At 31.4% G+C, this 12,047-nt stretch carries 14 protein-coding genes; 3 read left to right on the top strand and 11 right to left on the bottom strand.

The genetic code is table 11. From position 1 onward, the window contains the following. Positions 1–33 precede the first annotated feature (33 nt). Both prfB and arsC read left to right on the top strand, forming a co-directional pair. Entirely contained in the window at positions 34–1,128 is a 1,095-nt protein-coding gene (gene prfB / locus ABMY20_RS07985; protein ID WP_349265034.1) for a peptide chain release factor 2, read from the top strand. Between the two features lie 19 nt (positions 1,129–1,147). After that, on the top strand, positions 1,148–1,489 hold the full coding sequence (gene arsC, locus ABMY20_RS07980) for an arsenate reductase (glutaredoxin) (protein ID WP_349265033.1): 342 nt from the start codon (positions 1,148–1,150) through the stop codon (positions 1,487–1,489). A gap of 33 nt (positions 1,490–1,522) precedes the next feature. Here arsC and ABMY20_RS07975 read toward each other — a convergent pair whose 3' ends face one another. The 9 genes from ABMY20_RS07975 to ABMY20_RS07935 form a co-directional block, all read right to left on the bottom strand. Next, positions 1,523–2,470: a glycosyltransferase gene (locus tag ABMY20_RS07975; RefSeq protein WP_349265053.1), complete on the bottom strand. Its 948-nt coding sequence runs from the start codon at positions 2,468–2,470 to the stop codon at positions 1,523–1,525. Between the two features lie 5 nt (positions 2,471–2,475). Next, the gene (locus ABMY20_RS07970) at positions 2,476–3,255 is read right to left on the bottom strand and encodes a DUF3050 domain-containing protein (protein WP_349265032.1); all 780 of its coding nucleotides are present in this window, start codon (positions 3,253–3,255) and stop codon (positions 2,476–2,478) included. Positions 3,256–3,350: 95 nt separating this feature from the next. After that, entirely contained in the window at positions 3,351–4,163 is an 813-nt protein-coding gene (locus ABMY20_RS07965; protein WP_099216418.1) for an SDR family oxidoreductase, read from the bottom strand. A gap of 50 nt (positions 4,164–4,213) precedes the next feature. Further along, positions 4,214–5,866 carry a DNA repair protein RecN gene (gene recN / locus ABMY20_RS07960; protein ID WP_349265031.1) on the bottom strand — a complete coding sequence of 551 codons (1,653 nt, stop codon included), beginning with the start codon at positions 5,864–5,866 and terminating at the stop codon, positions 4,214–4,216. A 127-nt stretch (positions 5,867–5,993) separates the two neighbouring features. Next, the gene (locus tag ABMY20_RS07955) at positions 5,994–6,884 is read right to left on the bottom strand and encodes a DUF4835 family protein (RefSeq protein WP_173360845.1); all 891 of its coding nucleotides are present in this window, start codon (positions 6,882–6,884) and stop codon (positions 5,994–5,996) included. Further along, entirely contained in the window at positions 6,877–8,088 is a 1,212-nt protein-coding gene (gene coaBC / locus ABMY20_RS07950; protein WP_349265030.1) for a bifunctional phosphopantothenoylcysteine decarboxylase/phosphopantothenate--cysteine ligase CoaBC, read from the bottom strand. The genes ABMY20_RS07955 and coaBC overlap by 8 nt, the downstream gene beginning before the upstream one ends. 1 nt (position 8,089) lies before the next feature. After that, positions 8,090–8,410: a DNA-directed RNA polymerase subunit omega gene (locus ABMY20_RS07945; protein WP_047789179.1), complete on the bottom strand. Its 321-nt coding sequence runs from the start codon at positions 8,408–8,410 to the stop codon at positions 8,090–8,092. Positions 8,411–8,413: 3 nt separating this feature from the next. Then, positions 8,414–9,226, bottom strand: coding sequence for an outer membrane protein assembly factor BamD (bamD, locus tag ABMY20_RS07940; protein WP_349265029.1), 813 nt, complete (start codon positions 9,224–9,226; stop codon positions 8,414–8,416). 131 nt (positions 9,227–9,357) lie between these two features. After that, positions 9,358–9,873: a ferritin gene (locus tag ABMY20_RS07935; protein ID WP_047789181.1), complete on the bottom strand. Its 516-nt coding sequence runs from the start codon at positions 9,871–9,873 to the stop codon at positions 9,358–9,360. 422 nt (positions 9,874–10,295) lie between these two features. Here ABMY20_RS07935 and ABMY20_RS07930 point away from each other — a divergent pair, with 422 nt between their 5' ends. After that, the gene (locus tag ABMY20_RS07930; RefSeq protein ID WP_253055842.1) at positions 10,296–10,469 is read left to right on the top strand and encodes a hypothetical protein; all 174 of its coding nucleotides are present in this window, start codon (positions 10,296–10,298) and stop codon (positions 10,467–10,469) included. 178 nt (positions 10,470–10,647) lie between these two features. Here ABMY20_RS07930 and dapA read toward each other — a convergent pair whose 3' ends face one another. Both dapA and ABMY20_RS07920 read right to left on the bottom strand, forming a co-directional pair. Next, positions 10,648–11,523 (bottom strand): 4-hydroxy-tetrahydrodipicolinate synthase, encoded by an 876-nt coding sequence (gene dapA, locus ABMY20_RS07925; RefSeq protein WP_349265028.1) that lies wholly within the window; start codon positions 11,521–11,523, stop codon positions 10,648–10,650. Continuing rightward, positions 11,523–12,035, bottom strand: coding sequence for a hypothetical protein (locus ABMY20_RS07920; RefSeq protein WP_047789183.1), 513 nt, complete (start codon positions 12,033–12,035; stop codon positions 11,523–11,525). Before ABMY20_RS07920 ends, dapA begins: the two co-directional genes overlap by 1 nt. Positions 12,036–12,047: the final 12 nt, after the last annotated feature.

The raw sequence follows: 12,047 nt of genomic DNA, 5'->3' as shown, positions 1-12,047 counted from the left end.
TAACTACGATTTTTAAAATGTATTTTTGCATCTATGATTACACACGAACAGCTTAAAAATATCGCTGAACGAATTGGCAAGTTAAAAGGATATTTAGAAATTGACAAGAAGTTGATTGAAATTTCAAATGAAGAAGAAAAAACAGCAAATCCTGATTTTTGGAACAATCCAAAAGAGGCTGAAGTTGTGATGAAATCACTTCGGTTTAAAAAGAAATGGGTAGAGGATTACAATACTATTGTAGCTATGAATGACGATTTAACAGTTTTGTATGATTTTTATAAAGAAGGTGATGTTGATGAAAACGAAGTCGAAGAACAATTTGATAAAGCTGCTACTTTTTTAGAAGATATTGAGTTTAAAAACATGCTTTCAGAAGAAGGTGATAGTTTGAGTGCAACGATACAAATTACAGCAGGTGCAGGTGGAACTGAAAGTTGTGACTGGGCAGAAATGTTAACTCGAATGTACACTATGTGGGCAGAAAAACAAGGCTATAAAATTAAAACACTCAACTATCAAGAAGGTGATGTTGCTGGTATTAAAACGGTTACTTTAGAATTTGAAGGTGATTATGCCTTCGGGTGGTTAAAAGGTGAAAATGGGGTTCATCGTTTGGTACGTATTTCTCCTTTTGATAGTAACGCAAAACGCCATACTTCCTTTGCTTCTGTATATGTATACCCTGTAGCCGATGATTCTATCGAAATTGAAGTAAACCCCGCTGATATTGAAATAACAACAGCACGCTCAAGTGGTGCTGGTGGACAGAATGTAAATAAAGTTGAAACAAAAGTTCAGCTCTTGCATAAACCTACAGGTATTCAAATTCAGTGTTCTAACTCTCGTTCACAACACGATAACAGAGCAACTGCAATGCAAATGCTGAAATCGCAATTGTACGAAATTGAATTGCAAAAACGTTTAGCTGCCCGTGATGAAATTGAAGCAAACAAAATGAAAAATGAATGGGGAAGTCAAATTCGTAACTACGTAATGCACCCATATAAATTAGTAAAAGATGTCCGTACAGCCCATGAAACAGGAAATGTAGATGCTGTTATGAACGGAAATATCAATCCGTTTTTAAAAGCCTATTTAATGATGATGGGGCAAAAAGAAGATTAATACAATAAAACTCTTAATAATGATTAAAATATACCACAATCCACGTTGTTCTAAATCAAGACAAGGTTTAGAAATTTTAGAAAACTCTGGTAAAGAGTTTGGAACTGTAAAATATTTAGATACTATTCCTTCTACTGAAGAGTTAAAAGGAGTTATTAGTCTATTAAATATTTCTCCAATCGATTTAGTTCGTAAAAATGAAAAAATTTGGAAAGAAGAATATAAAGGAAGAGAACTATCAGATGCTGAAATCATTAAAGCTATGGTTGACAATCCTAAATTAATAGAACGCCCAATAGTTATTAATGGCAATAAAGCAGTGATTGGTCGTCCACCTGAAAACATCAAAGAAATCATTTAACTACTTAAAAGCTCTCAAGAAATTGGGAGCTTTTTATTTTTTCAGAAATCTGAACTCGAGAAAACCTAATCCATAACCATAAAACTGAGTGATGGTTGTTACAATACTTAACAAAGCTACTTGTAGATTTTTATTTTGAAATAGAGAATCTAAAAAGGTACAGGTAAAATAAAATCCATAAAAAGTTAATAATTGCCAGTAACCAAAAAAAGCTGCTATAATGGCAATATCAATCCCTATGATGAATAAACTCGGAAACCAATACGTTAATTTTGCCGTTTCTGGATGTTTTTTATTCAATATAGGTCTTGCAGTACCAAAAGCAAATGTTTGTTTAAAAAACTGTTTAATAGTACTTCTACGCTTATGATATACAAAAGCCTTTTCTATTAATTGTGTTTCAAAGCCATTTTCCCAAAGGCGGAAAGTTAAATCGATATCTTCTCCTGCTTTCATTTTTGAAAAACCATTTGTTTTTTCAAAAGCAACTTTTGACAAGCCTAGATTGAAGCTTCTGGGTTGAAATTTACCAACCGATTTCTTTTTTCCACGAATTCCTCCTGTAGTTAATACCGAAGTCATTGAGTAATTAATTGCTTTTTGTAAAGCAGAAAAATTAGGATGCGCAGCATCTGGACCTCCAAAAGCATCTGTATAACTTTCTTCTAATACTTTTTTTACTTCGGAAAGATATTGTGGTGGAACAATAACATCAGAATCCAAAATAATAAAATAACTTCCTGATGCTCTTTTCATTCCATAATTACGACTTGCTCCTGCTCCACTATTCCCCTTGGAAAAATACTTTAGATTAAGCTGAGAAGTGTATTTATTTACAACTTCTTCTGATGAGTTTTCAGAACCATCTTCAATAACAAGTACCTCAAAGTCGTCTTTCAACTCTTGTTTAGTCAAGCTTCCTAACAACTCATCAATTTCTTGAGGTCGATTATAAACAGGTATTATTATTGAAAAACTTATAGTCACTATGCTAAAACTGCTTTGTTAATTTGTTTAGTTATACCATCCCAAAGCTGTATTCTTTTCTGTAAAGATTCTTTAGCATAAAACAAAACATCATCCCATTTTTGTTGATCATTACCGCATAATTCTTCAATCATTTGTAATGATAATGGTCCATGTTCATCACCGTCTAACTCAATGTGTCTATTCAAATAATACGTAAGTTTACTGTATGAACTTCCTTCTTTTTCTTCCGTATTTTTTACAATTTCTAAAAACATATCAGGAATCACATCTTCTCTTCCATAGGTAAAACTAGATGCAATAATATGTGGTTGTCTTGTTTTAATAACTTCAAAAGAAAAACTTACAAAATCTTTCACTTCTTCAATAATTGAACAGTTTTCCAGAGCTTGCTCAACAGATTTACTGTCAAGAATATCTGAAATAAAACTTGAAATTTGAGAAGTACTTCCTCCTGCTTGACGCATCGCATCAATATACATTTCAAAGTGACTTTTAGGCTCTCCTAACTCATTTATATCAGTTTCTTCACCTAACACAATTTCATTAATAAAACGAGCTGTTTTAGTATTTACAGCAGGTAACCAAGGTAAATTCACACAAGTAAGTTCTCGTTGTAATGCTTTTAATAACGACATAAAATCCCACACAGCGAACACATGTGATTCCATAAATAATTTTACATCATTTATATCATTTAACGAATTATATAACTCATGATCTTTAAGCTGTTGTCTTAAGGATTTTAACTCCTTTTCTATGTGTAAAATATTGCTCATTTGTAACTATCAATAAAAAATGCAAATCTAACGATTTGCATTTAATTATATATTCTTTCGGAACCTTTCCGACTACGCTTAAGGCACAAGTTAATTTACTCTTCAGTAAACCTTTCCATTACCGCATCACTCACTCCCATATTAGAGAAACCTCCATCGTGGAATAAGTTTTGTAACGTTACTTTCTTAGTTAAATCTGAGAATAATGAGATGGTATAATCAGCACATTCTAAAGCTGTAGCATTTCCTAACGGAGACATTTTTTCAGCATACGAAATAAATCCGTCAAATCCTTTTACTCCTTGACCTGCTGTTGTTGGCGTTGGCGATTGAGAAATTGTGTTTACACGTACTTTATGATCTCTTCCGAAGAAATACCCAAAACTACGAGCAATACTTTCTAAATACGCTTTATTATCAGCCATATCGTTATAATCTGGGAATACACGTTGTGCTGCCATATACGTTAATGCAACAATACTTCCCCACTCGTTCATGGCTTGTTTGTTATATAAAACGTTCATTACTTTATGAAAAGACACCGCTGAAACGTCCCATCCTTTCGTTGTAAAATCGTATTTAGAATCTGTATAATGACGTCCTTTACGTACATTAACTGACATACCGATAGAGTGTAAAACGAAATCGATTTTCCCTCCTAAAATTTCCATAGACTTTTCAACCAAGTTATTTAAATCATCCATAGAAGTGGCGTCAGCAGGAATAATTTCAGATCCGGTTTTTGCTGCTAAGTCTTTAATACCTCCCATACGCATTGCTATTGGTGCGTTGGTTAATACAAACTCTGCTCCTTCTTCATGAGCGCGTTCTGCTACTTTCCATGCAATAGAATTCTCATCTAATGCTCCAAAAATGATTCCTTTTTTTCCTTTTAATAAATTATACATATTTAAAATATTTTAGTCTATCGTTGTTTGTTTTGAAAGCAAATATACTCTTAATTTAATAATTCCTTTGCATGAGTCAATGCACTTTCAGAAACGTCTTTTCCACTTAACATCTCCGCTATTTCTCTAATACGTTCGTCTTCTGACAATAACTTTAAATTAGAAGTTGTTACTCCTTTTTCTTCTCCCTTAAACACTTTATAGTGCTGCACTCCTTTTGAAGCTATTTGAGGTAAATGTGTTATAGTTATTACCTGCATATGAGCACTCATATCTTGCATTATTTTTGCAATTTTATTAGATACTTCCCCTGAAACTCCGGTATCAATCTCATCAAAAATAATGGTTGGTAGTTGTATGTTTTCTGATAGTATTTTTTTAATCGATAACATGATGCGAGATAATTCTCCACCTGATGCTACCTTTTTCAATTCTCCAAAATTACCTCCTTTGTTTGCTGAGAATAAAAATTGTAAATTGTCTTTTCCGTTAGATAAATATTCTTCAGAAGCTAATAATTCAATTGCAAAACGAGCATTTGGCATTCCTAATTCCGACAAAAGATATTCTAACTCTTTTTTCAACTTCGGAATTACTTTATTTCTAGATGTCGTAATCATTTTTGCTACGTCATCTAACTTCTTAGCTACCTCTTTAATTTCTGCCTCTTTTTGAGCCACTATTCCTCCTGCATCTTCAACCTGTGCTACTTTTTCAGATAATGATGCATGAATTTCTTGTAATTCACTTATAGTTGATACTGAATGTTTCTTTTGAAGATTGTAAATAAGTTGTAACCTATCATTTAGTTCTTCAATTTCATTCGGATTAAATTCAACTTCTTCATTCGCACTTTCTAACTCAGTAACTACATCATCTAACTCAATTTTCACGCTTGTTACTCGATTCGCTAACTCTTCATATTGCTTAGAAAAAGAACTAATTTTTTGCAGTTTACTCTCTAAAGAGTTTAGCAATGTTTGAATTCCTATTTCTTCATTAATCGAAACACCTAAAGCTTCAGATAAGTTCGACTTTATTTCTTCAATATTGTTTAATTTATCTAATTTTTCTTCTAAAACTTCTTGTTCTCCTTCTTTTAAATTAGCCTCTTCAAACTCATTAAACAAATGTAAATTGTACTCGTACTGCTCTTTCGATTTCTCAGTTTCTTCTTGAAGTACTTTCAGCTCTTTTCGTAATTTGTTATACGTACGCAAGCCTCTTTTATACGATGCTATTTTAGCTTGATTTTTTGCTAAGGCATCAATAACAGAGAATTGAAAAGATACATCTGACAACTGCATGGTTTGATGTTGCGAATGAATATCAATTAGCTTTGTTTTTAAAGCATTTAATATCGATAAAGTAACTGGTGTATCATTAACAAAAGCTCTCGACTTGCCCGAAGGCAAAATTTCTCTTCGAATTATGGTTTCTTGTTCATAGTCGAGATCTAACTCTTTAAACAACTCTTGTAAAGCATATCCTTCAACAGAAAATTGAGCCTCAATAACACATTTTTTTTCTGTGTTTTTTAAAGCAGTTAAGTCGGCACGGTTCCCCATTACAAGCCCTAAAGCTCCTAATAAAATGGATTTCCCTGCTCCAGTTTCACCTGTTATGATAGATAAACCGTTCGTAAAATCAATCGTTAACTGATTGATTAACGCATAATTATGTATAGATAAATGTGTAAGCAAATTCTATTCTTTTGTAAAAAATAAAAGTAAGAATTTTGAATGAATTAAGTCAAACTAAAACAAAGGAAGTCTATTGATTTTTCAACAGCTTATAAACGTTACATTTAAGCCTATAACAAGTCTAATACTACTGTAATTTCTTCCACTTATCTTTATAAGTAGGTGCAATCTTATTTAAAACTGTTATCATTTGTGATTGATTTCTCGATGCACTACCATCAGAAAAAACATTTACTATTTCATCTCCTTTAGCATCTAAGAAAACGCGAATCATATAATTACCAATAGTAATATTGTGTAGTTTGTCTAAATCTAAAACACTTTTTTCAATTGCTTCTTTAGCTGAATTTTTATTATCAGCAAAATTATCGAAACCGTTACGGTGATAATTGTAGTAGATACTTCGTAAGGCACTAAATTTAGAAGACAATAAATTATCTATTAAAGCAAAACGATTTTGTTTTCCTACTTGATTTTGCCAACCAGACTCTCCATTAGATTGCGCCAGCAACATAATGTTTTCCGCTTGTTTTAAATAAGTCTCTCCTCCCTTCAAAGCAAAGGTATCTGTATCAACTCCTAATATTGTATACACATAAAAAGCAATTGTAGAGATTAAATTAGATTCGTAAATAGTTGGATTGTAAATTAACGGATCGAACTCATTATAACGAAAGTTAAAGTTTGTATCATTAATATTTAAAACAGGTGTAGCGTAGGTTGAGTTATATACAGGTCGTGTTGACTGCACTTGTAAACTTCCTGAAAAATTACTCCCGTTTTGCTCGTTTATGATAATATTGAATGCGCAGTTGATTCGTTCTTGTTGCTTAAAATTTTTATTTGTCCATTGTTTATCATTAATAAACTCTGTTAATGCTTTTTGTAACGTTTGATAAACTTGCTTGTTACTACTTTGTACTTTATCTGAATTGATAATTACAGTAGCATTCAACTCTTGTGAATAAGAAGAAAAAGCAACTGAAAAAAGAAAAACTATAAAGAAAAACTTACGCATTTAATTTTTGTATTATTTCGTTAACGATATCTTTTGACACTGCTTTTTTTGATTTTAAATCAAATGATTTTTCATTAAAATCAGCATCAATAATTGTAATTTTATTGGTGTCGGTTGCAAAACCAGCACCTTTATCACGTAACGAATTTAATACAATAAAATCTAAATTTTTGCGTGTAAGCTTACTTTTTGCGTTTTGTACCTCATCGTTCGTTTCTAATGCAAAACCAACTAACAACTGTTTTTTCTTAATTTCTCCTAGAGATTTTAAGATATCTTTAGTTGGTTCTAACTCAATACTTAACGCTGCTTCTTTCTTTTTTATTTTTTGAGTAGCTACATTTTTTGGTCGATAGTCTGAAACTGCCGCCGATAACACAGCTATATCAACCTCAGCAAAGTACTTATGACATGCTTCATACATATCTTGAGCTGATTTCACATCTATTCTATGAATAAAAGAATGATGTACTTGTTGATGAGAAGGACCTGCTACTAAAAACACCTCAGCTCCTAAATTAACCGCTGTTTTTGCAATTTCAAACCCCATTTTACCTGAAGAATGATTTCCAATAAAACGAACAGGATCTATTGCTTCATAGGTTGGACCTGCAGTAATTAGCATTTTTTTCCCTCGAAGCGGTAGTTTAGATACAATATCTTTCTCTATAAAGTCAACAATGTCTTCTGGTTCAGCCATACGACCTTCTCCAACCAATCCGCTTGCTAATTCACCCGAAGTAGCAGGAATTAATATATTTCCAAAACTTTGTAAACTTTCTAAACTAGTTTTTGTTGATGGATGTTGGTACATATCTAAATCCATCGCAGGAGCAAAATACACTGGACATTTTGCTGATAAATAGGTTGCCAATAATAAATTATCGCAAGTACCATTTGTCATTTTAGATAAGGTATTTGCTGTAGCTGGGGCTATTAACATTAAATCTGCCCACAAACCTAAATCTACATGATTATTCCACAATTCATTTTCATCTTCTTTATCATAAAAGGTAGAATGAACTGGATTTTTTGATAAGGTGGAAAGTGTAAGAGGTGTTATAAAATCTTTAGACGCAGGAGTCATAATTACTTTGACTTCTGCGCCTGATTTTATAAACAAGCGAACTAAACTCGCTGTTTTATATGCCGCTATACCGGCGGTAACACCAAGTAAAACTTTTTTACCGCTTAGTACAGACATATTATTTTGTCTCTGGAGTTCTATAGTATACCTTCTCATTTAACCACTCTTCTACTGCAATAGCATGTGGCTTAGGTAAACGTTCATAGAATTTAGAAACTTCGATTTGTTCTTTATTTTCAAAAACTTCTTCTAAACTATCGTTATAGGTAGCAAACTCATCTAACTTGTCAACTAATTCCTTCTTTAAATCAGAATTAATTTGTGTAGCTCTCTTTGCTATAATAGAAATAGCTTCATAAATATTATGTGTTGGAGCCTCGATAGCTTCTTTATTATAAGTTACGGTACTTAACGGCGCTTTCGTTTCTTTATAATCCATTTTTTAACTTTTAGCTAATTGTTCTTGTTCTTTGTTTAATGTTGCTAACATTTCGTTTGATTCTTCCATGAATTTTGATTCAGGAAAATTTCTTTTTAACTTATCGTACGCTTTAACTGCTTCTTTAATTCTTTCTGCTTTTCTACGTTGCGTACTTTTGATTGCAAAATCATGCGCTGCTTTTAAACGGAAGTACAAAGCTTCTTCTTTATACTTCGTTCCTAAATAATCTTCTAATAAATTATCAAAAGCAACGATTGCCGCTTTATAATTTCTAGAATCATATTCAGCAGTTTTATAATATGTTTTTGCTATCTCAAAAGATTTCTTTTCTAGTTTTGCTCTCAATTCAGCATGATACTTGTTAGCCTCTTCTAATTTATCTGAATCTGGATAATTATCTATAAACTTTTGAAAGGCCTCTAAAGCTTTATTTGTATCTGTTGGATCTAAACTAAAGCTAGGAGCTGCTTTGTAATAACTTAAAGCTGATAAAAAAGCGGCTTCTTCTCTTTTTGAACTTTTTGGGTAATTTCCAGTAAATCTATTAAAGTAATATCCTGCCAACCCGTAATTTTTCTCATTAAAGTTAGATTGAGAAACCATAAATTGAATACGCTCCATTTGAGGTTTACCTCTGTATGAAGGTGTTATTTTTTCAAACAAACGTAAAGCTTTACTGTACTTTTGAGCTTCGTACATTTTTACAGCCATTTTGTATTGTTCTTCTACAGTTCCTTTATTCAATACTTTTTGATACTCTCCACATGAAGAAAGTACTAAAAGCATTACAGCAATATACGCTAGATTTTTCATTTTTTGCATCTGGCAAAATTAGTGATTAATTATGGATTATTAAAACGATTTTTTATCTCATAAATGAGATTTACAAGAAACTACAAAATCTGTTATAATTTTTCCAAAGAACTCCTAAATGTTTGTTAATCTTATTCCTGTGCTCCTGATGCAGATTGAGCTACTATTTGCTTTACATCATTGTCAAATAAATACAATCCTCCTTTATCGTCTCCAATTAAATTAATTTTATCTAAAATATTACGTGCCAATGCTTCTTCCTCAATTTGCTCAGATACATACCACTGTAAAAAGTTATGTGTTGCATAGTCTTTTTCTTGTAATGTGATATGTACTAAATCATTTATCGATTTAGACACCATTACCTCATGATCAAACAATGTTTGAAACATATCTTTAAAAGACCCAAATTTTGCTGGTGGTTCTTTTAAATCAGAAATATGAGCATGTCCACCTCGTTCGTTTACGAATTTTACTAATTTTAACATGTGCATACGCTCTTCATCTGAATGTGCGTACATAAATTGTGACACCCCTTCAAAACCTTGAACTTCTGCCCAACATGCCATAGCTAAATATATTTGAGAAGACTCTGCTTCTACTCTTATTTGATCATTTAATGCTTGTTCTATTACTTTTGATAACATATTTTCTACTTTAAAAATTACTCTTTATACAAAGATGCTAAAAAAAGACTTAAGTGAAAAGTAAATACCTTACCTTACGGTTATAAAAAGTATGCTGTTTATTAAAAATATGTCTGTAATTATATTTTTTATCATTGACCTAAAAATAAAAGTACTTTAATCCATTATAAGCCTTTAAACAAACGTTAAAATTTTATTAAAAGTAAAAAACTTTTATTTTGTTTCCATACATTTACTAAAGTAAAATTGCATTAATGAAAAAAAATAATCAAAAATTATTTTCTAAAAACAAATTTTAATAAAAGAATAGTCTAGCAAAATTTATTTCATGATGAACATGATGAATGAGTTTTGAAAATTATAGGCATAAACTTTGGGTGCCTTAAAATGACCAAGGCAAATCTAATTATAAAAACTTTAATATGAAAAATTTAAAAAGTTTAGGAAAAATTTTAAACAGTAATGAGCAAAAAGCCGTGTATGGTGGTTTAGATTATCCAAAAAAAGCCTGTGACCAACCTGTATGTTGTTATGAGAGATTAGTTTACAGAAATGGCTGGGTCATGGAAGTAGTTTGTGAAGAAGGTCAAAACTAATCCTATTCTATATTTTACACTTTCAAGCGCCCCTTTTTAGGGGCTTTTAATTAATAAAAACTTATTAAGTTAATAATTTATAGTTTTTCAAAACAATGGGAATAATATTCTAACTAAAAAAAGACCATAGTTTATTATAAACTATGGTCTTTTTAACTCCTTTTTCTATATGCTCCTTTTATAGATTATCTATAAAGTCTGATATTTTTGTTTGTAGTTCTTCTGAAGCTGTTACTAATGGTAAACGTACTTCATCTAAACAGATTCCTAACTTTTGTAATACCGCTTTTATTCCCGCAGGATTATTTTCTTCAAAAATTAGATTTACTATATCCATTAGTTTGTAGTGTATATCGTAAGCCTCTTTTGCTTTTCCTTCTAACCCTAACTGAATCATTTTTGAAAACTCTTTTGGTAATGCTTGCCCTATTACAGAAATAACTCCTGCTCCACCTGCTAAAGTTACCCCAACAGCCAAATCATCATCACCTGAAATTACTAAAAAGTCTTCAGGCTTATCTTTTAACAACTCATAGTATTGTTGTTGATTGTTTCCTGCTTCTTTAACTGCAACAATGTTTTCAAAATCTCTTGCTAATCGTAACGTTGTTGCTGGCTCCATATTTTTTGCTGTTCTACCAGGAACATTATACATAATAATTGGCTTAGGGCTCGCTAAAGAAATTGCTTTGTAATGTTGATAGAACCCTTCTTGAGTTGGTTTGCTATAATACGGGGCTACTGATAAAATTCCGTCTATTTCCGATAAGTCTAAAGATTGTAGTTCTTCAACAACAGTTTGTGTGTTGTTTCCTCCAACCCCTAAAACTAAAGATAAACGCCCTTTATTTTCTTCAGCAATTACTTTTATTATTTCTAATTTTTCTTCTTTAGTAATTGTTGCACTTTCTCCAGTAGTTCCATTTATTACTAAATAGTTTGTACCGTTTTCAATATTGTAATTTACTAACTTTTTAAGTGCTTCAAAGTCTACACTTAAATCTTCATTGAAAGGAGTTACTAAAGCTACTCCAGTTCCTACAAACTTTTGCATTATATTTTATTTAAAATCGTTAGGTATTTTTTTAATTCTTGGTTTAAAACAGCTTCGTTAAAACTAGCATCAGATACTACTATATCGTACAATCTATCGTCAATTTCTGCAAAACCTGCTTTAAAATCTGCTTGTGACAACAAAGTTACCATATTCGTTAATAAGTTTGACGTTTTTGTATAGTTTATAAGTAGGTCGTATTTGTTTTTAACGAAATCTTTTAAATTGTCGGATTTTAAACTCGCTTTGAAACCAAAATCTTTTTCGGTAAAAAACTCTGGAGAGGGTTCCTCCTTTTTTGAGTACTCTTTACAAACTAGTACTCTTATGTCTGTTTTTTGAAAAGGAAAAATGTTTGTTAAGTTGGCTATTACTACATTTACTAAAGCTTCATTATCTAGCAATATTGCTACACTTTTAACTTTGGTTTCTTTATGAGGAATATTCTCTTTTTTTACAACTAGTTTGTCGTATGCTTTCTGAATAGATTTCTTCTTTAGGGTACTTATCATCTGTAAAAATTA

The organism is Tenacibaculum sp. SSH1-16 (assembly GCF_040104435.1).
In the GTDB taxonomy this organism is placed as follows: Bacteria; Bacteroidota; Bacteroidia; order Flavobacteriales; family Flavobacteriaceae; genus Polaribacter; species Polaribacter mesophilus.
This window is presented reverse-complemented; position numbering and strand designations above follow the sequence as displayed.